The 23,284-nt window shown below is 62.5% G+C and carries 18 protein-coding genes, 1 tRNA gene and 1 pseudogene; 10 read left to right on the top strand and 10 right to left on the bottom strand.

Annotated elements, in window-relative coordinates; all coding sequences use genetic code 11:
- Nucleotides 1-6: 6 nt before the first annotated feature.
- On the bottom strand, nucleotides 7-3,486 hold the full coding sequence (locus QA645_RS36735; protein ID WP_283046041.1) for a PAS domain-containing protein: 3,480 nt from the start codon (nucleotides 3,484-3,486) through the stop codon (nucleotides 7-9).
- A 716-nt stretch (nucleotides 3,487-4,202) separates the two neighbouring features.
- Between QA645_RS36735 and QA645_RS36730 the strand changes: the two genes are divergently transcribed.
- From QA645_RS36730 to tenA, 7 genes are all read left to right on the top strand, one after another.
- Nucleotides 4,203-4,634, top strand: a complete 432-nt coding sequence (locus tag QA645_RS36730) for a phasin (protein ID WP_254134311.1) — start codon at nucleotides 4,203-4,205, stop codon at nucleotides 4,632-4,634.
- A gap of 310 nt (nucleotides 4,635-4,944) precedes the next feature.
- A tRNA-His gene (locus tag QA645_RS36725) sits at nucleotides 4,945-5,021 on the top strand.
- A gap of 445 nt (nucleotides 5,022-5,466) precedes the next feature.
- A complete protein-coding gene (locus QA645_RS36720; protein WP_283046040.1) occupies nucleotides 5,467-6,096 on the top strand; it encodes a type II toxin-antitoxin system antitoxin SocA domain-containing protein in 630 nt (209 codons plus the stop codon).
- On the top strand, nucleotides 6,035-6,742 hold the full coding sequence (locus tag QA645_RS36715) for a hypothetical protein (RefSeq protein WP_283046039.1): 708 nt from the start codon (nucleotides 6,035-6,037) through the stop codon (nucleotides 6,740-6,742). The genes QA645_RS36720 and QA645_RS36715 overlap by 62 nt, the downstream gene beginning before the upstream one ends.
- Nucleotides 6,743-7,135: 393 nt before the next feature.
- Nucleotides 7,136-7,600 (top strand): hypothetical protein, encoded by a 465-nt coding sequence (locus QA645_RS36710; RefSeq protein WP_283046038.1) that lies wholly within the window; start codon nucleotides 7,136-7,138, stop codon nucleotides 7,598-7,600.
- 642 nt (nucleotides 7,601-8,242) lie between these two features.
- A complete protein-coding gene (locus tag QA645_RS36705) occupies nucleotides 8,243-9,469 on the top strand; it encodes a hypothetical protein (RefSeq protein ID WP_283046037.1) in 1,227 nt (408 codons plus the stop codon).
- Between the two features lie 211 nt (nucleotides 9,470-9,680).
- Nucleotides 9,681-10,355 carry a thiaminase II gene (gene tenA / locus QA645_RS36700; protein ID WP_283046036.1) on the top strand — a complete coding sequence of 225 codons (675 nt, stop codon included), beginning with the start codon at nucleotides 9,681-9,683 and terminating at the stop codon, nucleotides 10,353-10,355.
- Between the two features lie 476 nt (nucleotides 10,356-10,831).
- Here tenA and QA645_RS36695 read toward each other — a convergent pair whose 3' ends face one another.
- Nucleotides 10,832-11,770: an AEC family transporter gene (locus tag QA645_RS36695; RefSeq protein WP_283046035.1), complete on the bottom strand. Its 939-nt coding sequence runs from the start codon at nucleotides 11,768-11,770 to the stop codon at nucleotides 10,832-10,834.
- Nucleotides 11,771-12,226: 456 nt separating this feature from the next.
- Here QA645_RS36695 and QA645_RS36690 point away from each other — a divergent pair, with 456 nt between their 5' ends.
- Together QA645_RS36690 and QA645_RS43405 are read left to right on the top strand one after the other, a co-directional pair.
- Nucleotides 12,227-12,565: a hypothetical protein gene (locus tag QA645_RS36690; protein ID WP_254195556.1), complete on the top strand. Its 339-nt coding sequence runs from the start codon at nucleotides 12,227-12,229 to the stop codon at nucleotides 12,563-12,565.
- A gap of 459 nt (nucleotides 12,566-13,024) precedes the next feature.
- Nucleotides 13,025-13,445: pseudogene (locus tag QA645_RS43405) on the top strand (ParA family protein); the annotation flags it as partial.
- 331 nt (nucleotides 13,446-13,776) lie between these two features.
- On the opposite strand, the gene QA645_RS36680 reads toward QA645_RS43405, so the two are convergent.
- From QA645_RS36680 to trxB, 5 genes are all read right to left on the bottom strand, one after another.
- Nucleotides 13,777-13,923, bottom strand: coding sequence for a hypothetical protein (locus QA645_RS36680; RefSeq protein ID WP_254134304.1), 147 nt, complete (start codon nucleotides 13,921-13,923; stop codon nucleotides 13,777-13,779).
- A gap of 128 nt (nucleotides 13,924-14,051) precedes the next feature.
- Nucleotides 14,052-14,207, bottom strand: coding sequence for a hypothetical protein (locus QA645_RS36675; protein ID WP_254195555.1), 156 nt, complete (start codon nucleotides 14,205-14,207; stop codon nucleotides 14,052-14,054).
- A 293-nt stretch (nucleotides 14,208-14,500) separates the two neighbouring features.
- The gene (locus QA645_RS36670; RefSeq protein WP_283046034.1) at nucleotides 14,501-15,472 is read right to left on the bottom strand and encodes a 4-hydroxy-tetrahydrodipicolinate synthase; all 972 of its coding nucleotides are present in this window, start codon (nucleotides 15,470-15,472) and stop codon (nucleotides 14,501-14,503) included.
- A 446-nt stretch (nucleotides 15,473-15,918) separates the two neighbouring features.
- Nucleotides 15,919-16,842 (bottom strand): LysR family transcriptional regulator, encoded by a 924-nt coding sequence (locus QA645_RS36665; protein ID WP_187436649.1) that lies wholly within the window; start codon nucleotides 16,840-16,842, stop codon nucleotides 15,919-15,921.
- A gap of 5 nt (nucleotides 16,843-16,847) precedes the next feature.
- Entirely contained in the window at nucleotides 16,848-17,813 is a 966-nt protein-coding gene (trxB, locus tag QA645_RS36660) for a thioredoxin-disulfide reductase (RefSeq protein WP_254195553.1), read from the bottom strand.
- A 266-nt stretch (nucleotides 17,814-18,079) separates the two neighbouring features.
- Here trxB and QA645_RS36655 point away from each other — a divergent pair, with 266 nt between their 5' ends.
- Nucleotides 18,080-18,559 carry an Lrp/AsnC family transcriptional regulator gene (locus tag QA645_RS36655; protein ID WP_027534298.1) on the top strand — a complete coding sequence of 160 codons (480 nt, stop codon included), beginning with the start codon at nucleotides 18,080-18,082 and terminating at the stop codon, nucleotides 18,557-18,559.
- A gap of 10 nt (nucleotides 18,560-18,569) precedes the next feature.
- Here the strand turns inward: QA645_RS36655 and QA645_RS36650 are convergent, their stop codons facing one another.
- The 3 genes from QA645_RS36650 to carB form a co-directional block, all read right to left on the bottom strand.
- Nucleotides 18,570-18,965 (bottom strand): DoxX family protein, encoded by a 396-nt coding sequence (locus tag QA645_RS36650; RefSeq protein WP_283046033.1) that lies wholly within the window; start codon nucleotides 18,963-18,965, stop codon nucleotides 18,570-18,572.
- Nucleotides 18,966-19,101: 136 nt separating this feature from the next.
- Entirely contained in the window at nucleotides 19,102-19,575 is a 474-nt protein-coding gene (gene greA / locus QA645_RS36645) for a transcription elongation factor GreA (RefSeq protein WP_212236205.1), read from the bottom strand.
- Between the two features lie 210 nt (nucleotides 19,576-19,785).
- On the bottom strand, nucleotides 19,786-23,250 hold the full coding sequence (carB, locus tag QA645_RS36640) for a carbamoyl-phosphate synthase large subunit (RefSeq protein ID WP_283046032.1): 3,465 nt from the start codon (nucleotides 23,248-23,250) through the stop codon (nucleotides 19,786-19,788).
- Nucleotides 23,251-23,284 lie beyond the last annotated feature (34 nt).

Here is a 23,284-nt window from a genome sequence, read left to right as displayed (position 1 = left end):
TCGACCTCAGGCCCGCGCCACCACCGGTGCGAACGTCACTTCGATCAGCGTGCCGGAACTGCCTGCGCTCTTGATGTTGAACTGGGCGCGGTTGGCTTCGACCAGCGCTTTCGTCAGCGACAGGCTCAGCGCGGAATTGTCCGCGGCATCGCCCGGCGGCGGCGTGCGGAACGGCTCCATCGCGGCGGCGACTTCCCGCTCGCTCAGGCCCTGGCCGGTGTCGCGGATGCGCAAGCACACCTCGCCGCGATCGTTCAATGCGGTCGAGACGATGACCTGGCCGCCGGCGCTGGCCAGCCGGATCGAGTTCGAGATCAGATTCATCGTCACCTGCCGCAGCGTGCGCGTGTCGGCCGTCACCTGCGGCAGCGCGTGCGCGAGCGAGGTGCGGATGATGATGCGCTCGCGGTTGGCCTGCGGCTGCATCACGGTGACGCAGGCTTCGACGAGGTCGTTGAGGTTGAGATTGGCGAAGACGAGATCGAGCTTGCCGGTCTCGATCCGCGACAGCTCCAAGAGATCGTCGATGATGGTGATCACGCGCTCGCCGGAGGCGCGGATGTCCTTCATGTATTCGCCGTAACGCTCGTTGCCGAGCGCGCCGAAGCGCTCGGAGATCATCACCTCGGCAAAGCCGATGATGGCGTTGAGCGGCGTGCGGATCTCGTGGCTGATTCGCGCCAGCATGTCGGCCTTGGCATTGGCTGCGCCGTCGACGAGCCGTCGCGCCTGCGTCAGCTCGCTCTCGCCCTTCTTCGCATGCGAGAGGTCGCGGAACACGGCAAAGAAGTTCGGCCCGTCCGGCCGCGTGCGGCCCATGATCATGGCGAGCGGCAGCACGCCGCCCTTCTTCTCGCGGCCGAGCACCTCGCGGCCGTGATCGAGCAGGCTCGCGATGTCCTCGTTCTTCACGCTGTCGAGATAGTCGACGACGACCTGCTGGCTCTCGGGCGCGAACAGCGTCAGCAGATTCTGCTGCATCAGCGTCTCGCCGTCATAGCCGAACAGCGCTTCCGCGCTGCGGTTGCAGGCGTGGATGTTGCCTTCGGCATCGAACATCACGATGCCCTCGGCCGTGGTGTCGAGGATCGCGGCGAGATCTTCGGCGTCGGCATCGCCGGCCTCCAATTCCGCCTCAGGCTCCGGCAGGTCGGGGATCACCACCATCGGCTCCGCCATCGCGGGTGCGACCACGACAGGCGTGACTTGCGGCAGCGCGCAGATCAGCGCATGCGCGCTCGCGCCGTCCCAGTCGATCGTGTGCAGATGCGCTTCGGTGGTTGCCAGCGGCTGCTCGCCATTGGCGACCGCGGCGCTGATCGTCACCGGCGTGCCGCCCTGCGAGGTGCTGCTGGCGGCGGAGACGCCGGGCTCGACATAGAGCGCATCCAGCCCGCCGGCATCTTCCAGCGCACTGATGCTGGCATAGCCCATGCGGGCGAGGAAGGCGGGGTTGGCGTAGAGCAGGCGATCGAGCCGGTAGATCAGCATGCCCGTCGGCACCAGGTCGAGCAGCGCGCGGTCGCGCATGCTGTGGCCGTGCGCGGGCGGCGCGGGCTCGATCAGCCATTCGGCCGCGGCCGGCGGCGCGTCGGGCTCGGCCGGCATCAAGGGTTCATGCGCGATCTCTTCCGTCGGCGGCGCGCTTGCGGCGGATGTAATCTGCTCGCGCTCGCGTTCGAGCCGCTCGGACAATTGCCGCGCGAGCTCGTTGAACGCGCTGTTCTCGACCGGCGTCAGCGTCGGCGATCTCGTATCATTGGATGATCTCTGATCGCCGGGTGCGCGGAACGGCACGACATTGGGAGGCGTTTCCACGGGCGTTTCCAAATCGGTTGGGTGTGAATTCGCTTCGATGAAGATTGCGGGCGGTTCGGGTTCAGTGGCAGTCGGCGGTTCGGGCTCAGGTGCGGGCGGCTCGACCGGCGGAGCCTCGATCGAAGGCGCCGCCGCCTCGGGTTCGGGATCAGGCTCGACCACATCGGCCGACAGGCGCTGCGCGGCGCGCGGCTCGGAGAACAGTTCGTATCGGCGCAGCGCATCGAGCCGGTTGAGCCCGTCGAGATCGCGGCAGACGCCAAAACCCTTGAAGCCCGCGAAGTTGCGCGCGTGGTCGTAGACGGGAAGGCCTGCAAGCTCGACCGGCAGGTGCTCGCCGCCATCGGCCGGCCAGTTCACGGTGATGCCGGCCCAGGTGTCGTGGCTCGCCAGCGCCTGCGCGACGCGGCCGTCCGGATCGAGTGCAAATTCGTCAGCGATCTCGCGCCAAGGCCGGCCGAAGCCGGCCGCGGTGTGCGCGCCCATCAGACGGATGAATTCGGCCGAGGCCAGCACAAACCGCCCCTCCGCATCCATCTGCCACAGGAAACGCAGCGGATGCTGGCGCGGTGTTTCCGCTAGCGCATGCGGCGGCTCGACCATGGCGGCCGTGATCGGCGCGGCTTGCGGCGGCACGATGGCTGCGGGCGGGTTTTCAACCGGTGTTTCCGGTGCGGCTGCCGCGATCGTGTCCGCGACAGGCGCCTCAGCCGCCTCGCTCACGGCGTCCTGGATTGGGACGATCTCTGTCGCCAAATCTTCCGTCGCCAAATTCTCCGTCGGCAAGTCTGGCGCGGGCGGCTCCGGCGTGATCGTCGCGGCCGTCTCAGGCGTCTCGTCCAGATCGGCAAAGGCATCGAACAGGTCGATCCCCGCGGCAGGTTCGTTGGCCTGCGGCATTTTCGCGGTTTGCGGCGCGGGCTCGACCGGCGCGTGCGGGGCAGGGGCCGCCACCGCGTCAGGCATCATAGCGGGCGCAGGATCCCGCGTGATCTCAGCGTCGGCCGCAGCTTGCGCCACCGCCGGCTCGATCAGCGCGACGAGGCCGACATCGGCCCCGGTGCCGACCCGCTGCAGCACCATCTTGCCGATGCCGATCGGCATCTCGACGCGGCCTTGCGCCAGCGCATCGCTGCGCGCCTGTTCGAGGCCGGCCTCGCCGAGATCGCGAAAGCCGAGCAGAGCGCGCGCGGCTTCGCTGGCGCCGGCGAACATGCCATCGGGCGCGAACGCCGCCATCGGGACATCAGCGCCGTCGACGAGACGATGCAGCCGCTCGACCAGCGACATGGTGCGCGCGCCCGCATCCATCGCGGTGACGAGCACGGCAGAGCTGCCGTCGGCAAAGTCGAGCCGCGCACAGGCGCAGGTCATCAGCGTGCCGAGCCGGGCGCCGAAGCCGCGCAGCCGCTCCAGCCGGACGGCGCCGTTCGCCGGCAGCTTGCGGGCGAGGCGGGTGACCTGGCGGCGATGGGTATCGGCTGGGCCGAACGTCTTTCCGGCGAGCGCCGCCGCATTGGCCGCGCCAAAGAACCTGGCGCCGACCGCATTGGCCCACAGCAGGCGGCTGCCGTCGGGCGACCAGAGCCAGGCCGGCAGCGGAGAGGTCGCATGCACGGACAACCGCGGATCGCCGACGCCTCGCAACTGGAAATCCGAATTCGTCATCCGACCGGCTTTAAGTCTCTCTCACGCGTCACTTGGGGGGCTGCCGGGAAGGGCAGCCTTAAGAAAGGGTTACTATCGCCCGCGGTCACGGGCAGGTCCACGGTGCAGGTCTACAGAGGAAGCCCTAAAGCCGCGATAACCTTAATCCGGCCGCCCCCGCAAGGAGCAGCAGGCGCGCATCCGCAGGATTCAGTGGCCTCGGGCAGGCCAGCGAGATGAGCGAGGTCCGGCGCGGCGCCACAGGTGCCCATCCTCCCCTGGAGGGGGAGGATCGGTTCGCATGAAATGCGAACCGAGGTGGGGTGATCTCTCCCCGCAGGCGGTGCCCGTGAGGAGAGATCACCCCACCCCGCTCGCGCTACGCGCGATCGACCCTCGAGCGAGCTTCGCTCGTCTCGGACCCCTCCAGGGGAGGGTAAGAGAGAGAGAGAGAGCGCCGCTTCACCGGGACCAAAATACCTCAACCCCCGGTTCCCCATCCCGGGAACCTCATCCTCTCCGAGATTAAATTTTGCGCAGCACCCCCGGATCACATTGCGGTGCACAATGTTGACATGTTAGGCAGCGATACTACTGGGCGCTGGACGAGCCATCTCGTTTGTTCTGCGTTTTCCAGTCTTTCGTACCCGCCAAGCGTCAAGAAGAAATGGCCCCGGTTGGGTCGGCGGGCGCGCCAGAAGGCTCACTCCATTTTTGTTTATCGCGAGGGACCAACCATGACAGGTGCGACTGATCCGTTTTCTGCCTCGATCATTCCGTTCGAGGTTCCCGAGCAGGTGCGTGCGTTCGCCGAAAAGGGCGTTTCGCAGGCCCGCGAGAACTACGCCAAGTTCAAGGACGCGGCCGAGACCCACAACGGCACCATCGAGGCCGTGTTCGCATCCGCCCAGAAGGGCGCGAACGAGTACACCGCCAAGCTGATGGAATTCGCCAAGGCCAATTCCACCGCCCATCTGGACTTCACCCAGGAGCTGCTCGGCGTGAAGTCGCCGACCGACGCCTTCCAGCTCTGGAGCGGCCACGCCAAGACCCAGCTCGAGACCTTCCAGGCCCAGGCCAAGGAGCTGCTCGAGATCGCCCAGCGCGCCGCCAGTGCGACCGCCGAGCCGATCAAGGCCTCCGCCTCGAAGTTCTACCCGGCCGCCTGATCAAAAGGCGGATCGATCGAGTTTGCGAAACCCGGGCCGCGAGGCCCGGGTTTTTCTTCACCTCTCCCGCGCGCGGGAGAGGTCGGCGCTCCGGGCGATGCGAAGCATCGTCGCGCGCGCCGGGTGAGGGCTCTCCCCCCACGGGAGTTTCCCCCAATTAACCCGATTTCATCGCGCGAGAGGTGATTTCCGCTGGTTTTTCGTGCGTTTGCGGCCTTGCCAAAAAGGCCCGTTGCACCTAGTTTCCGCCCCGTCCAGCCCCCCTCGGCAGTCGGCCTTTTCAGGCAGCCCCAAGGCGGCTCGCAAGGATGCAGTTGTAGCTCAGTTGGTTAGAGCGCCTGTCTGTGGAACAGGAGGTCGGTGGTTCGAGCCCACCCAACTGTACCAGCGTCAACAATCAGCTACCTCAAGGCGCTCGATCTTCATAAGCCGTCGGGTGGGCACATTTGCAAACTCGCCCACACAGCTAACCTGAGTAGGTGTCCCACCTGCCGTGCCTTACGCCTGCGAAACCTTGGTCTCCGACTCGTACTCTAGGAACTCGTTGGCCAAGATGAGCGAACCGATGATCGAGTGCAGATCGCCACCGCGCACCAGCGATCGTTTGATCGGCGGCCATATCCAATCGCTCCGACTCCGATTGCTCGTCGGACGGTCCAACATCGGGCTTCCAAAACGCGACTTCCGAGAATAAGAACATAACAAGAACAAAATGATCCTTCACACAACGCGGAGTCAAGCATCGAGTTATCCACATTCGAAAAGATCGGGCGTATTGGTTCAGCAGCGTTGATGTTGAGCGCGCTGAGTTGTCTGTGGGATTGGAAATTGAATGCCGATCTCCGAGCGTTCAGCAAAGCAAGCAGGTTACGCTCAGATGCCTTATGATGCGCGCGCAGTGGCGAATTTCCTGTTGGACTATGGGTCGTCCAAGGGGCGCGCCATCAGCATGATGTCGTTGCAGAAAATCTTGTTCTTCGCGCACGCATGGCACCTCGCAAGGAATGACAAACCCCTTGTAGGGCAGCCTTTCGAGGCGTGGACGTATGGGCCCGTCAATCGGGTCGTCTACGATCAGTTCAAGCAATTCAAAGACAAGCCCATAGATGCGAGGGCCAAGATCTTGAACGCAGCGGCCGGCAGGTACGAGACCGCGCAGTGCAACGACATGGACGACGAAACCGCCACGCTGCTGCGCGACATCTTCGATTATTACGCGACGTACCACCCCTTCAAACTATCCGACCTGACGCACGAAGAAGGCTCTCCGTGGGATCAGGTGTGGAACGCCGCGACTCGGCGGGCAGTGCCCGGCATGGTAATCTCGAACGACTCGATTCGTGACTGGTTTCGGCACGACCGGCAACCATTCCGAGTAGGGCGTACCTCGGATGGAAGCCATGATCAAACCGCCGACGCCAGCCGTGCCGGACCTAGCGCGCCTCGAAGGCGATACAGTTAAAGCGGTCGAAGCCTCGCTTATCCGCTATTACGAAACGCCGAGCGCCCCCTTTAATTATCGCCGCGGCACCCGGGCAGTGAAATATGCCTACAGGGGTATGTGGGATATCAGCCAACTGATCCAATCCTGCGAAGCCGAGACCAACAAGATTGGCCGCAAGGCCAACATCGACGTCGTTGCTCTCGCTGCACCGCTCGCCTTCAATCGCTCCGTGCAAGTATTTGACTTGAGCGCGCGGAAGTTTCCGTTTGGAAGCGACCTGCAGGCCGGATACCGCATTCCCTTCTTCTTTGTGGAGGAAGGCAAGATCCGCCTTTACTACTTGCAGCCTCGAAAAGATGCCGCCTTGACGGATGACCAACTCGGAATGGTCGCCGCCATCCACAAGCGGTACCTGCTGGACATTGAGTTCTTCGGTCAGCCCTCAGACCTAGAGTACGTCGATCTGAGCGCGCCGGGTAAGGGCCTCGACAGGCGAGTGCGCAGGCTCTCGCTCGATCAACTGAACCTGTGGTCGGAAAAACGTCTCGCCGACCGCCTCAACCTCATCGCGGAAGCACTGCGCAATGTCGCCGAACGCGAACTGGTGAGGCCGCGCCGCGCGACCATCATCCGACCAGAGCGCGACATGCCGCTGTTCGACTAGGACTGCGTGATCACGCACTCACGACGAGTTCTTCTATCGTGCCGCCGTTCTCAAGGCTGACCGTGAGCCGGTTGTGGCTTTGATTATGGCAACAGCCACTAAGCCCCCAATCCCGTAGGCCGTGCGCTATTCGCAACGCTGGTCAGGGCTAATTATGTGCACTGTCACCGCAACTCCAGGGTTAACCGAGCGGGAGTGGAACGGGAGGTCTAAAGGTGCAGCCCTCTCGTGGACTGGACCGTCAGTGGATGCAAAACACGCAGTTGGAGGGTCAAGATGACGAGACAAACAATGCGAAATGTTGGTCTAAGATGTCTCGTAGCAGGCGCAGTATTATTTTCTTCCCCGGCTATAGCCGAGCCCAGTCGTGAGTTGCTCGGGCTGACGCCTGGCATGACCGTCGACCAGATCAAGAGCGGCCTCAAGTGCGACTTCAAGCAAGGCGGCGATTACAATCCAGTCGCGGTAGGCTTCTTATGCCAGTTGCATGCAAACCAGTCGGTGCAAATCGATGTCGGGATTACGTCCTCTAAGCTGCTCGCCGTATCGACTACGGTTCGGATTGATGGACCGGTCTCTCGCGAAAACCTTTTTCATCAAATCTGCGAGAAGTTTGCGATTTCCTGTCCGGCGAAGATGACGGGCGTTCCGTACGAGATTGGAGGTATGGGCGGCACTAAGACGGAGATATCGACGACAAACTTCAAAGATGAATTCGATCTGGGCGATGGCTTGACTCTAACGATCCTCTCGCCCGAGCCGGATCGCTTCTTGGTGTGGTTTTTTAGCAAGCCCATGCTGGAGGAAGAGAAGCGGGCGGTCGCCAAGCGCAATGCGCCGCCGCCTGCTCGATTTTGAAAGAGTCCGAGCTCCGCTACATCAGGCGACATCAATTTCGCGCATGGTCATCGCAAATTCCCCTCAGCTATTGCGAGGGCGCTCATGCTCGCTCATCGACCCCGTTATTTGCTTCCGAGTGAAATGATGAGAAACACGCCCGCAGCCGTTGTGAGCAGGCAGTACAGCGCGATATAGGCCCAAAACGAGCGGGGGCGCTCATCTCTCACAATGTCCGGACCGGATCTGCGTGGCGATATACGTCGTGCTGTTAGGCAGTCGTGGATTTGCCACGGTCCAACAATCAACATCAATCCGGCCGCGACCTTGAAATAAAGCATTTCCTCGCCCTGCGAACTGTTGTGTTACGAAACTCCACGATATCAGGCGACATCAGTCCAGCACCTTCACTGTAATTGCTTGCAAAGATGTACGCATCGGCACAGGTCGACATGGATTGCGGTGACAGTGCACTAAACTTTCGATCACTTAGGACCGGGCTATTCGCAACGCTTGCGCCGAGACGAATTTGTGCACTGTCGCCGTAATTCCGGGCGCCATCGCTTCTGACGCTTCAAAATTCCGATATACCGTCGGTAGTGCGGACTATAGGATATCACCCAAAGTAATCGCGCTCATAGAAGTTACATTTGGAGGTCAGTGGTGGCGGGAGAAATGGGACGCGGATTTGGAATTGCCGCGCAAATTATCGAAGGATTGCCTGCGGCGCTGCCTAAGGCTGATCTTGCTGAGCTGAAGAGCTTGCAACATCTAACTCGCCAATTGATTGAAAGGTTAGCTTATCAGCAAGCTCCTGTGCCATGGCAGATCAAAATGTTCTGTGACGATCCAACACCGAGGCGATGGGAGTCTCTGCATCTTACACTTGAAGCGGTGGTGCTCGAGACCACCTTCATCTCTCAAGAACTAAAAAGGTTTGATGGTGATTTTATCATTGATGGCCATCGGACCTATCGGGAGCTAGTCATGGGATTAGCCGATCGCAATCGTTTGATCGCCGAAGTGAACTCAATGTCGTATCCAATCTCCCCATCAGGATTAGAATATCTTCGGCGCATCGCTGACGATTACGAGCGTTTGATAGTCGGCTTGTTCAAAATTCAAGACAAGATCGTCGGTTACATAAAAGCGAAAGACGCTCATGCCGTTGAACTTCTGACGGGAGCGCCAATTGTGTTGCTGGTTCACGGCATTCGTGACTTCGCGCTCTGGCAAAACATGATCAGAAAAACTCTCGAGGACAATTATTACCTTGTAGAGGCGACTAATTATGGTCGGGTAAATCTGCTGCAGTTCTTGCTGCCCTTTTCCGGGGCTCGCCGTAAGGCCATAGACTCGGTGTGGAGGCAGATCAAAATCATCAGAGCTAACAATCCTAATTCGCCGATCTCCGTCATCGCGCACAGCTTCGGTACTTTGATTATCTCTCAGATGATGAAAGAAAACTTCGACTTACGGTTCAAGCGTGTAATCTTCTGCGGTAGCGTTGTGCCCTATTCTTATCCGTTCGAAGAATTCCAGAACCGGTTTCATCCGCCAATTCTAAATGAGGTTGGGACGAGAGACATCTGGCCCGCGATCGCGGAGAGTGTGACGCTTGGCTATGGCAGCGCGGGCACTTATGGGTTTCGCCGGCCGCTGGTTCGCGATCGATGGCACAACGGTGCAGAGCACGGCTATTTCCTGTCTGCTGATTTCTGCAAAAAATACTGGTTCCCATTCTTGGATAGCGGCGAAGTTGTTGAAGGTGCCGCTGAACCAGAGCGTCCGCGAGCTTGGTTGCAAATTATTTCGATATTCAAGCTGAAGTATGTCATCGCGGCCGTCCTTGTCGCTGGGGTCTACTTTGTGCTTCGTCATTTTCGTTGAAAATCGAACTTCGCGTAGTACTCATCGGGCGCCTCTTTCACAGGCGCTCTCGATGTCGTTGAGATCTTTTTTCCTGCGCTTGTGATAATATACACATTTTCCCCCATTCCTTCTCGCGTTCACGTCCCTTACCGTAGCTCCTCGGTTCGCATTGCGATATCGGTAGCGAGCCCAGCACGTTCATGGACAAGCAAGCCAGGCGGAAAACATCGTGAGTTTCTTCGAGCGTCTCAAGACAGCAGCATCCGTTGAGTGGCGGGCCTACACCGAGCATCCCTTCACGAACGGATTGGCGGACGGCTCGCTCCCCGAAGCGGCGTTTCGTCACTACCTCGTCCAGGATTACCTGTTCCTCATCGAGTTTGCGCGCGCCTACGCGCTCGCGGTCTACAAGTCGCCCAGACTTGACGACATGCGCGAAGCCGCGGCCGGCCTGTCGGCCATCCTCGATGTCGAGATGAACCTGCATGTAAAACTCTGTGCCGATTGGGGGCTGTCGCCGGCCGACCTCGAACAGGCGCCTCCGGCGGCCGAGATGCTGGCCTATACGCGCTACGTGCTCGACGCGGGAATGCGCGGCGATCTGCTGGCACTCAAGGTGGCGCTTGCGCCTTGCGTGATCGGGTACGCGGAGATCGCAACGCGGCTCGCCGCGCTGCCCGATGCAGGCGCTGCGACGAACGCCTACAGCGTCTGGATCGCCGAGTACGCCGGCGTGCCGTACCAGGAGGTCGCCGCCAAAGCGCGGGCGCACCTGGATCATCTCGCCGATCTCTACGCCACGCCGGCCCGCGAGGCCGAGTTGATTGCGATCTTCAAGGAAGCCACCCGGCTCGAGGCAGACTTCTGGGAGATGGCCTGGCGCGCGGGCAAGCGTGCTGAATAGCGGTTTCGGCAACCGTCGGGCGACCGCTACCTCGCCCCGCCACCAGCAGCACCACCGCCGGCAACGTCACCGTAACCCCGCCAGGTCGTCGTGATGCGAGTTCTGCCGGCACTTTGATGCCGGGGATGTGAGCAATCGTGAAGGGTGGCGGACTGGTGCGGCAAGGGCCGAAGCCCACGTCAACGTCAATACCTCCCCTCAACAGGAGCCATTGCGATGCGTGCGATCTTGGCCTTGGGCATCCTTGTCGCCCTGACTGCCTCCGCCAGTGCCGGGACGGCACATCATAGGCGACATGCCGCGCCGGCCACACAAACCTTCGCACCCCAACTCACGCCGCGTGCGGCTGAGAGCTTTGGCTATGTGCCCTACTCGGCCCCGTACTCGGGTGGATCCCCATACTCGGGCGGATACACCGATATCTACCAAGCCATGCACTGGGGCGGCTAACCTCTCGGGAGCATGACGGCAGGGGCTCAGCGCGCCACCAGCACCACCACCACCGGCAACGTCAGCGCCGCCAGCAGCGTCCCCAGCGCCACCGCGCCCGACACCGGGTTCACCAGCCGCTGATACTGCACCGCGAAGATGTAGGCGTTGGCGCCGGTCGGCATCGCCGCGAACAGCACGACGACGCCGGTCACGATCGGCGGCAGGTTCAGCAGTTTTGCGAGAGCGAACGCGATCGCCGGCATCGCCAGCAGTTTGAGCGCGCTCATCACGACGACGCTCAGCATCTCACCCTTCACCTCGAAGCGAAAGAGAGTGATGCCGAGCGCGATCAGGGCTGCCGGCGATCCCGCCTGCGCGAGCAGCTCGATCGTCTTGTCGACGACGGGGTTGAGGCCGAGGCCGGTGAAGCGCCAGACCACGCCGAAGCCGATGCCCAGCATCAGCGGGTTGCGCGCGAGATCGGCGAGCACGGGGCGGATCACCGCAAGCGGCGAGCCGGTGCGCTTTTGGCTGACGAGCTCCATCTGCAGGATGCCGCAGAGCCAGAGCAGCGGCGTGTTCACCGACAGGATCAGCGACATCGGGCCGGCGCCCTCGTTGCCGAGCGCCGAGAGCACCAAGGGAATGCCGAGCATCACGATGTTGCCGTAGACCGAGCCGATCGCGAACACGACGCCGTCCTCGTGGTCCTCGCGCCGTTCGCGCAGCAGCGCCGAGATCACCAGCGCCGCGATCCAGGTCAGCGCCAGCGCGCCGTAATAGGCGCCCCACATCCGCCACGGGCTGACATCGGGGAATTCCGAGACGACGATGGTGCGAAACAACAGCGCGGGGATCGCGATGCTGAAGGCGAATTCGGAGATGCCCTTGTGCGCGCCCTCGGAGACGAAGCGAAACAGCACCGACGCATAGCCGGCCGCGATCAGCGCAAACACCGGTGCGACGATCAACACGGTGGCCATGCGGTCCTCCCCCTCACGGGGAGATCAGGCCCACCACCCCACGCAGCTCTCGATCCTGCCATCATGCCGGTGTTTTGCCCGACGTGTCAAAGGAAATTCGCAAAATCCGCAAAGTGCGCGGATTTCGTGAGGCGGCCGAGAACCCCGGCTACTGTGCATGGGGTTGTTTTCGAGGTTTGGCCGGGCAGGGTGCCCACCCACAACTGTCATCCCCCGCGAAGGCGGGGGATCCAGTACGCCGAGGCATCTCGGGGAACGTCGGGCGTCTCTGGAATACTGGGTCACCCGCTCAAGGCGGGTGACGACAGCGGAGAGGAAAGCACTGCCTCGCTGTTGCCGGGAGCGCACAGGTGGCCGTTTTCGCCTTGAGCCTCGTTTGGCCCTCGTTGCCAACCAACGCCCGTTCACCCACACTCCCGCCCTGACTCGACACTTGCTCGACATTTGGGGGGATCGATGCCGGCGTTTCGCTTGAAGACATCCTTGGCTCTCGCGGGCCTCTCGCTGGCGCTCGCCGTTCTGGTCCAGCCGGGCACCGGCTTCGCCTACACGCAGGAGCAGCAGCAGGCCTGCACGCCGGATGCGATGAACCTGTGCGGCGAGTTCGTGCCGAACGTCGACGCCATCACCGCCTGCATGATCCGGAAGAAGTCGCAGCTGTCGCCGCAGTGCCGGGCGTTCTTCCGCCAGGGGCCGGAGCCGGGCGAGGTCCGCGCCGGTCAGCCCACCAACATCAAGCCCGTCGTGGCGAAGAAGACCAAGCCGAAGAAGAAGAAAAAGACCGACGACGGCTAGGCGCTCGCGCCCCCTCTCACGACACGCTCGACCCCCCGCGCGTCAAAACGCCTCAAGGCGCATCAGCTTCACGACAGCCCCCGGACTCGTTTTGTTCGCTCCGCCCGCGCGCATGCCTGCAGCGATTGCGAGCCCGCGCGATGGCAAAGGTCGCGTGAGGATTTGCGCGGCGAGGTTGTACGGCGCTCTTCCCCCGTGAATAGGCCCGGAAAACACACGATCGGCTGTGCGAACAGCGATTCATGACGGTTCGTGTCTGTCGTCGCTCGCGGCAGTGTGACTCAAAGCCAACACGTCTTGTTATTTCGTGGCTCCGACGCAACTCCTGATAAATTTTTCTTTCACGAATCAGCGCGGTGATTCATTTTCGCGACCTGGGGTCAATCTGGAGGCCAGAGGTATGAACGTTATTGTTTTTGCATCGCGTAAAGGCGGCTCGGGCAAGAGTACCCTGGCCGCACATCTCGCTGCGCAGATCAAGGCGAGCAAGCAGGTGATGCTTGTGGACGCGGATCCGCAAGGCTCGCTCACGCTGTGGCACAAGCTGCGTGGCACCAACGAGCCGCCGATCAAGCCGGCGGTGAACTCGGTCAGCGGCATCGTCTCCGCTGCCAAGCGCGACGGTTACGAATGGGTGTTGATCGACACGCCGCCGAATCTCTCGGCCGTGGTCGACGACGCGATCAAGAACGCGACGATGGTAGTCATCCCGGCACGGCCCGGCGTGTTCGACGTCAACGCGGTGCAGGAAACCATCCAGATGTGCCGCGCGGCGCGCAAGCCCTACGCGGTCGTGCTCAATGGTGCTCCGGCGCGTCGCGACGAGTCCGAAAGCCCGATCGTCACCATCGCCCGCGAGGCGCTGGCCAAATTCCGCGCTCCGGTGTGGGGCGGTCAGATCACCAATCGTTCCGATTTGTTGATGGCACTCAGCCACGGCGAAGGCGCGCGTGAGTATCAGGCCGAGAGCCGTGCTGCTCAGGAAATTGCAAGGCTGTGGGCGGCGATCGAGCGTTCAGTGAAAGCTATTCGCGGCACGGCGTCGGCGTCCGGCGCAATGCACAAGCAGGCGGCATAATTTCATCAATCATTCCCCGGACGACAAACGCGCGGAAGTCCGCGCGTTTTGCGTTTTTGGGCGAGCACGATCCGGAAAAGTGTGAAGCGGTTTTCCGATAAGATCGTGCTCAAAAAGAAAATGAGGATGAAGGTTAGGCCACCATCAGCATGTAAAACACGATGACCGGCGACAGCGTCAGGATCACCGACCAGATGCCGACGGCCCAGATGATGTCTTCGGTGGAAAAGCCCTGCTGTCCGGCGTCGTAATGCGACGCCGCATCATTCTGATTGTTCAAGATCGCCCCCGCGATTTCTTCGCTTATGGGGACGACGATAGGCTGGATGTTTTAAGATTCCGGCTTGCGGGCCCGCTCGCATTTAAACGCAATCGCGATCCACGGGTTAACCATGCAAGCAGGCTTCGTCAGCCGGCAAGCCAGACCCGAAACAGCAGCACCGGCATCAGGCCGAGCATCACCGCCCAGAAACCGAACGACGATACCACCAGGATTCCCTGCAAAAGATCGGCAGGCGCGAAGTCTTCCGCCGCAGTCGGGCGAACGCGTTGTCCCATGGTCATTCCCCCTCTTGATGGACGTGGAAGCGAAACGATAGGCGCGATTACGTAAACGAGGCGTGGATGCGCCATGCGGCAGGTGCGAAGCAAGTTCGCGCCCGGTTAACCAAGCGATGCTCTCTCACGCGCTCTCGCCGTCCTCACGGAGAGAGCGCGTGGTGAGGGGCTACCACCACCCACTATGCCTGCGCCTGATCTCGTCCACGCGGTCCCAAGCCGATGTCACGATGTCTTCGCTCAGCCCGATATCGCGGCGCAGCCAGGTGGACATCGGATCTATCACGACCCTTCGATGCTCAGGTCTGGACGAAAGGTGTTGCCATACGGCTGTCGGGGCGCAGTGCCACCAACGGTTCTTCAAAGACCGATTTTTCCGACCTCCGCTCGATCTCGCGATCGATCGCGGCGGCGAGCTCGCTGCTCACCTCCACCATCGGCAGGCGCACCTCGGGGCTGTCGATCAGGCCTGTCCGCCACAGCCAGTACTTCGCCGGCGCCGGGCTCGGCTCGGTGAAGAGCAGCCGCGTCAGGTCCGACACCTCCTGCCAGCGCGACAGCGCCGCATCCACGTTGCCGCGCTTCAGCTCGGCATGGACGGCAGCGAAGGTTGCCGTCTCGAGATGGGCCGACAGCAGAATGCCGCCGTCGGCGCCGTCGCCGAGCGCCTCGAAATAGTTCGCGTCCTCGCCGGTCAGCACGCGAAAGCCCTTCGGCCTGTCGCGCAGCAGCGCGATCGATTGCTCACGGCTCGCGCCGCAATCCTTCAACCCGATGATGTTGGGATGTTCGGCGAGCCGCAGCAGGGTCTGGTTGGTGATGCCGACGGCGCAGCGATAAGGAATGTTGTAGAGCGCGAGCGGCCAGGCGGCGTGATCGGCCAGCGTCTCGAAATGCGCGAGGATGCCGCGCTGCGACGGCCGCACATAATAGGGGCTCGCGATCAGATAGAAGTCGATCGGCCAGTCCGCGGTTTCATCGAGCCGCTCCTTCATCCGCGAGGTGTCCGCGCCCGACAGGCCAAGACCGATCGGCAACGTCCGTCGGCCGGTCGCCATCTCGTCGCGGACGATGGCGACGAGGCGTTCGAGCTCGGCATCGCGCAGCGTCATGCCTTCGCCCGAGGTCGCGCCCAGGATGAAGCCGTCGATGGCTTGGGTGCAGTAGTGCCGCGTCAGCCGTCGCAGCGACGTCTCGTCGAGGCGACTGTTCCGAAACGGCGTCACCAGCGGCAGCCAGAGCCCGTGCATATGAGTTCGCACATCAGTCATGTTCATTCTCCTTCTCGGGAAAAACCTGAGACGGAGGGCACATGAAAAAACCCCGTCCAGGCGGCGGGGTTTTCGGGATTTGCTTGCGATGACGAAGCGGTGATTAGCGCGCGCAAAAATCCGAGGTCCCCGGGTGGGGGCCTTTTTTCGAGACGATTGCGCACGACTTCGTGATCATTTGGAAATGATGCGGGGGATACCCAAAACTGTCAATACACGCGGAAGGCGAAACCCGGATTGGGTAGAAAAAAAGCCGGACCCGAAGGCCCGGCTTAGGTATTGGCCACGTGAGGCCGACACAATCACCTTCCAAGAGGGATTACTGAACTCCCGCGCCACTGGAGGAGGGGGACAAATGCGCAACGCGAAGGCTCAGCGTGCAAGCAGTATGGGCTTGACGAGCGGCATGCAGCAACAGCCGAGGCCGCATGTCAGTCATGCGGAAATCAGGACGGCCAGCGCTGCGCCTTGCTCACCACGAAGTCGCGGAACACCTGCACGCGCGCGACCGTCTTCAGCTCTTCCGGATAGACGAAATACGTATCGAGCTGAATCGAATCAGATTCGCCGAACAGTTGTACGAGGCGGCTCTGTTCTTCGATCAGGTAGTCCGGCAGCGCTGCGATACCGAGGCCCTGCTGACAGGCGCGCACGAGGCCAAGGATATTGTTGACCTTGAAATAGGCTTCGCGCGGACCGGAGCCGTTGCGGCCGGCTTCGATCAGCCAGTTGCGGTTCTGCAGATGCGGCGCGAAGTTGCCGTCGGACAGCGTGATGATGCGGTGGGAGTCGAGTTCCTCCAGCGTCCGCGGCGTGCCGAAGCGCTTGATGTAATCCGGCGAGCAATAGGCGTGGAAGCCCATCGCGAAGAGCTTGCGCTGGATGAGATCCGGCTGCGTTGGCTTGCGCGTGCGGATCGCGACGTCGGCTTCGCGCATCGACAGATCCAGCTCCTCGTCGGTGACGATCAGCGAGATCCGGATCTCCGGATAGAGCGCGGTGAATTCGCCGAGCCTCGGGATCAGCCAGTTGATGCCGACGCCGGGCGTGGTGGTGATCTTGAGATCGCCGCTCGGCCGCTCGCGGCTGTCGGTCAATTTCGCGCGCGCCGCCTGCAGTTGCATGAACACGTCATGCGCGGTGCGGAACAGCAGGTCGCCCTGCTCGGTGAGGATCAGGCCGCGGGCGTGGCGGTGGAACAGCGAGACCGAGAGCTCCTGCTCCAGTGCCGAGACCTGGCGTGAGACCGCCGATTGCGACAGACCGAGCTGCTCTCCCGCATGCGTGAAGCTGCCCGCTTCCGCCGCCGCGTGAAACACCTTCAGCTTGTCCCAATCCATATCCGTAAATCCGTCGCGTGTTCGAGGCATGATCGTTATTCCGCTGCCGCGCGCTCGCTGGCGCGCAGGGCCAAGAAACGTTCGGCCTCGAGGGCTGCCATGCAGCCGAGGCCGGCGGCCGTGACGGCCTGGCGATAGGTTTCGTCAGCGACGTCGCCGGCGGCGAACAGGCCAGGCACGGAGGTCGCGGTCGAGTTCGGGGCCACCTCGACGTAGCCCGACGGTTTCAATTTGATCTGGTCTTTCACGAGCTCGGTTGCCGGTGCGTGGCCGATGGCGATGAAGACGCCGTCGGTCTTCACGTCCGAAAGCGCACCGGTCTTGACGTTCTTCAGGCGCACATGGGTGACCTTGTTCGGGTTCTCGGTGCCGCAGATTTCGTCGACGGCGGAGTTCCAGATCACCTTGATCTTGGGGTGCTTGAACAGGCGTTCCTGCAGGATGCGCTCGGCGCGGAAGTGATCGCGGCGATGCACGATGGTGACCTGCGAGGCATGGTTGGTCAGGTAAAGCGCCTCCTCGACCGCGGTATTGCCACCGCCGACCACCACGACCTCCTTGTTGCGGTAGAAGAAGCCGTCGCAGGTGGCGCAGGCCGACACGCCGCCACCCTGGAATTTCACCTCGGATGGCAGCCCGAGCCAGCGCGCTTGCGCGCCGGTCGCAAGGATCACGGTTTCGGCGAGATAGACGTCGCCGGAGTCGCAGGTGAGGCGGAACGGCCGCTGGCCGGTCTCCAGCTTGGTCACCAGGTCGGTGACGATCCTGGTGCCGACATGGACGGCCTGCTTCTCCATCTGTTCCATCAGCCAGGGGCCCTGGATCACATCGGCGAAGCCGGGATAGTTCTCGACATCCGTGGTGATGGTGAGCTGGCCGCCGGCCTGCATGCCCTGGATCAGGATCGGCTCGAGCATCGCGCGCGCGGCGTAGATCGCCGCGGTGTAGCCGGCGGGGCCGGAGCCAATGATGACGACCTTTGCATGAACAGGAGCGGACATATTTGCGGACGCCTTTCACGGGGGATTTGCAGCGCGGGCGCGGAACGTGCCGGGAGGCCTCGCGGAGGCGCTGAAATATCAGAGCTAATCTAAGCCTTCTGATGAGCTATGCAAGAATTGCATTCCCAATCGGCGGATTTTTCCAACAAGGAACAAAAGTCAGGTGGGGTGAACGCGCAATAAAATTGCGCAAACCTGCGTGACTGGCTATGAGGATTGCATCAGATCCACCCGATACCGCCATAAAGGCCAGGAGTTCCAATCACGTGTCGCGGAACCTAGACGAGATCGACCTCAAAATTCTCGCCGAGATCCAGGCCGACGGCCGAATCACCAATGTCGAGCTCGCCAAACGGGTCGGTATTTCGCCCCCGCCCTGCCTGCGCCGGGTCCGGGCACTGGAGGAGGAGGGCTACATCCATGGCTACCGCGGGCTGCTGGATGCGCGAAAGCTCGGCTTCGACGTCACGGTGTTCGCAGCCGTGCACCTCTCCAGCCAGGCGGAAGCCGATTTGCGTGCCTTCGAGGAATTCGTCCGCGCCGAGCCTTTGGTGCGGGAGTGCTGGATGCTGTCGGGCGAGGTCGATTTCATCCTGAAATGCGTCGCCCCTGACATGGCGACCTTCCAGGATTTCGTCACCCACCTGACCGCCGCGCCCCATGTCCGCAACGTGCGCACGTCACTGGTGCTGCACAACTCGAAGTACGAGGCGGCTGTGCCGCTCGACGTGAAGGGCCGGCGGTAGAAGCGGGCAGTCAGCGCCGCATCGCGTCCACGCTGAGCGGGCCCCCGCCGGCGGCGGCGAGGAAGAGGCAGGCAAAGCACAGGATGATCGCCAGCGCACCGTCGTTGACGACGGGAAAGAAGCTGTGCGGCAGGTGCTCGATGAAATAGGCGAAGGCCATCTCGCCCGAAAGGATGAAGGCGGCCAGCCGCGTGAAGAGCCCGATCATCAGGAGGCCGCCGAGCACGAATTCGAACATCCCGGCAACCCCCCAGAGCGACAGCGGCGTGACGTCGGAAAACATCTCGACCGGCGGAAACTTGAACAGCTTGGCCACGCCGTAGTGAAAGAACAGCAGCCCGGTGATGAAGCGGAAGAGGCTGAGCAGATAAGGCTGGCTCCGAGCGGCGATGCGATCGATGTTCATCGTGTCCTCCCTTGCTCGGACGGCAGCCTAAAGCATGATGGAGGGCAGTGCGGTTCACAATCGCGGGCTGGACACCTCGCGAAACAGAAAAGCCGCGCAGATGGCGCGGCTTTTCAGGCAGATCCTGCGGAGTGGATTACCGCCACTCGACCTTGGTGATCTCATATGCCTTGGCGCCGCCGGGGGCGTTGACCTCGACGGTCGAGCCCTTCTTCTTGCCGATCAGCGCGCGCGCAAGCGGCGAGGTGATGGAGATGCGGCCCTTCTTGGCGTCGGCCTCGACCTCGCCGACGATCTGCCACACCGCCTTCTTCTCGGTGTCCTCGTCGACCAGCGTCACGGTGGCGCCGAACTTGATGGTGTCGCCGGAGAGCTTGGAAATATCGATGATGTCGGCGCGCGCGAGCTTGTCTTCGAGCTCGGCGATGCGGCCCTCATTATGGGACTGCTCTTCCTTGGCGGCATGGTATTCGGCGTTCTCGGACAGGTCGCCGTGCGAGCGCGCCTCGGCGATATGCTCGATGATGCGCGGACGGTCCTCGGACTGGCGCTTCTTCAATTCTTCCCCGAGTGCGGCAAAGCCGCTCGCAGTCATCGGAACCTTTTCCATCTCTTCTCTCGTCCTTCGGTCGCGCGCCCGCCAACAACAGAGGGCGCGCCAACCTTGATTCGTCAGTATGTCCGGGGGCTGAACACGCCGCCGCCGGAGCGTTATGTGGGTCTGGCGCCGGAACAGAACAACCACATGGCCGGGACAGTTCCTCCGGCCATTGTGGCTTCATTGCCAATCACTTAGCTGCAGCGAAGCTGCCGCCCGCGATCAGGTTTCCGAAAAGTAGCTCTGCAGGGTACGAACCTCAAGGTCTCCGCCAAGATAGGCGCGGATGCCCTGCGCGGCCGCCACGGCCCCGGAAAGAGTGGTGTAATACGGCACTTTATGCAAGAGGGCCGCGCGCCGCAGCGATCGGCTGTCGGCAAGCGCCTGCGGGCCTTCGGTGGTGTTGAAGACCAGCTGGACGTCGCCATTGGTGATGGCGTCGACGATATGCGGCCGGCCCTCCAGCACCTTGTTCACCTTCTCGGTCGGGATGCCTTCATCGGTCAGGAAGCGCGCCGTGCCGGAGGTCGCCAGCACCTTGAAGCCGAGCGAATGCAATTCGCGGACGGCCTCCGCGATGCGCGTCTTGTCGCTCTCGCGCACCGAGACGAACACCGTGCCCTTGCGCGGCACCCGCGTGCCGCCGCCGAGCTGGCTCTTGGCGAAGGCGACCGCGAAGGAGCGGTCGATGCCCATGACCTCGCCGGTCGAACGCATCTCCGGACCAAGCACCGTGTCGACGCCGGGGAAGCGGGCGAACGGAAACACCGATTCCTTCACGCCGACATGCTTGAAGTCGGCCTTCTTCAGCTTGAAGTCGGCGAGCTTCTCGCCGGCCATGATGCGCGCGGCGATCTTGGCGACCGGCGTGCCGATCACCTTGGCGACGAACGGCACCGTGCGCGAGGCGCGCGGATTGACCTCGAGCACGTAGATCTCGCCGTCCTTGATCGCGTATTGCACGTTCATCAGGCCGACGACGTCGAGGCCGAGCGCGAGCTCGCGGGTCTGCCGCTCCAGCTCCTCGATCATCTTGGCGTCGAGCGAGTGCGGCGGCAGCGAGCAGGCGGAGTCGCCGGAATGGATGCCGGCTTCCTCGATGTGCTCCATGATGCCGACGATGAACGTGTCCTTGCCGTCACAGAGGCAGTCGACGTCGATCTCGGTCGCGTCGGACAGATAGCGGTCGAACAGCAGCGGGTTCTTGCCGAGCACGGTGTTGATCTGCCCGGTCTTGTCGTTCGGGTAGCGCGCCTTGACGTCGGCCGGCACCAGCTCCGGCAGCGTGCCGAGCAGGTAGTCGCTGAGCTGGTTCTCCTCGCGGATGATCTGCATCGCGCGGCCGCCGAGTACATAGGACGGACGCACCACCAGCGGCAGGCCGAGATCGGTCGCAACCAGGCGCGCCTGCTCGACCGAATAGGCGATGCCGTTCTTCGGCTGCTTCAGCCGCAGCTTGTCGAGCACGCGCTTGAAGCGGTCGCGGTCTTCCGCAAGGTCGATGGCGTCGGGCGAGGTGCCGAGGATCGGCACTTCAGCGGCTTCCAGCGCCCGCGCAAGCTTGAGCGGAGTCTGGCCGCCAAACTGCACGATGACGCCATGCAGCGTGCCGTTGCTGCGCTCCTTGGCGATGATCTCCAGCACGTCCTCGGCGGTGAGCGGCTCGAAATAGAGCCGGTCCGCGGTGTCGTAGTCGGTCGACACCGTTTCGGGGTTGCAGTTGACCATGATGGATTCGTAGCCGGCGTCATGCAGCGCGAAGCAGGCGTGACAGCAGCAATAGTCGAACTCGATGCCCTGGCCGATACGGTTCGGGCCACCGCCGAGGATGATGACCTTCTTCTTGTCCGACGGCGTGCTCTCGTCGGCGGTGCTGCCTGCAAACGGCGATTCGTAGGTCGAGTACATGTAGGCAGTGGGCGAGGCGAATTCGGCCGCGCACGTGTCGATGCGCTTGTAGACCGGACGGACGCCGAGCGCGTGACGCTTCGCGGTGAGCTCGGCCTCCGTCGTCTCGGCGAGCACCGCAAGGCGCGCGTCCGAAAAACCCATGGCCTTGAGCGTACGCATGCCGAAGGCATTGCCGGGCAGGCCGTGCTTCCTGACCTTCTCCTCCATGTCGACGATGCCGCGCATCTCGCCGAGGAACCACGGATCGATCTTGCAGGAGTTGAAGATGTCCTCGTTCGACCAGCCGAGCCGCATGGCCTGCGCAACCTGCAGAATGCGGTTCGGCGTCGGTGTGCCGAGCGCGGCGCGGATCGCATTCTTGTCGTCGTCGCGACCAAGGCCTTCGATCTCGATCTCGTCGAGGCCGGTCAATCCCGTCTCGAGCCCGCGCAGCGCCTTCTGCAGGCTCTCCTGGAAGGTGCGGCCGATCGCCATGACCTCGCCGACCGACTTCATCGACGTCGTCAGCGTGGTCGATGCGCCCGGGAATTTCTCGAAGGCGAAACGCGGGATCTTGGTCACCACGTAGTCGATCGTCGGCTCGAACGAGGCCGGCGTCGCACCGCCGGTGATGTCGTTGGCGATTTCGTCGAGCGTGTAGCCGATCGCGAGTTTTGCCGCGACCTTTGCGATCGGGAAGCCGGTGGCCTTCGAGGCCAGTGCCGACGAACGCGACACCCGCGGATTCATCTCGATCACGACCATGCGGCCGTCTTCGGGATTGACGCCGAACTGCACGTTGGAGCCGCCGGTCTCGACGCCGATCTCGCGCAGCACCGCCAGCGAGGCGTCGCGCATGATCTGGTATTCCTTGTCCGTCAGCGTCAGCGCCGGCGCGACCGTGATGGAGTCGCCGGTGTGCACGCCCATCGGATCGAAATTCTCGATCGAGCAGACGATGATGCAATTGTCCTTCTTGTCGCGCACCACCTCCATCTCGAACTCTTTCCAGCCGAGGACGGATTCCTCGATCAGGACTTCGTTGGTGGGGGAGGCGTCAAGGCCGCGCTCGATGATGTCGAGGAACTCTTCCTTGTTGTAGGCGATGCCGCCGCCGGTGCCGCCCATGGTGAAGGAGGGGCGGATGATCGCAGGCAGGCCGATCTCGGACAGCGCCATCATGGCCTGGCCGAAAGCGTATTCCTGGTAGCGCTTGCGGCGGTCGCTCTCACCGAGGGTCCATTGCCGATCGAGCTCCTCGAGTGCTGCGCCCGACAGCTTCTCGCGTTCGGCGTGGTATTTATCGCGGAACGACTTCTTCAGCTCGGATGCATTGGCGAGCCGCGACTTCGGCGTCTCGAGCCCGATCTTGGTCATCGCCTCGCGGAACAGCTGGCGATCCTCGGCCTTGTCAATGGCATCGGCCGTGGCGCCGATCATCTCGACGTTGAACTTGTCCAGCGTGCCCTGCCGGCGCAGCGACAGTGCACAGTTCAGCGCGGTCTGTCCGCCCATGGTCGGCAGCAGCGCGAAGCCGCCGGGAACGACGTGACGTTCCTTCTCGATGATTTTTGCGACGATCTCGGGCGTGATCGGCTCGATATAGGTCGCATCCGCCAATTCCGGATCGGTCATGATCGTGGCCGGATTGGAATTGACGAGGACGATGCGGTAGCCCTCTTCCTTCAGCGTCTTCACCGCTTGCGTGCCCGAATAGTCGAACTCGCAGGCCTGGCCGATCACGATGGGACCGGCGCCGATGATCAGGATGGTGGTGATGTCTGTACGTTTGGGCATCAACTCTCGCCGAAGTGGAATTTGGGCACAAAAA

It is taken from the genome of Bradyrhizobium sp. CIAT3101 (genome assembly GCF_029714945.1).
In the GTDB taxonomy this organism is placed as follows: Bacteria; Pseudomonadota; Alphaproteobacteria; order Rhizobiales; family Xanthobacteraceae; genus Bradyrhizobium.
The sequence above is the reverse complement of the archived record's forward strand: the minus strand, read 5'-3'. Positions and strand labels throughout refer to the sequence as shown.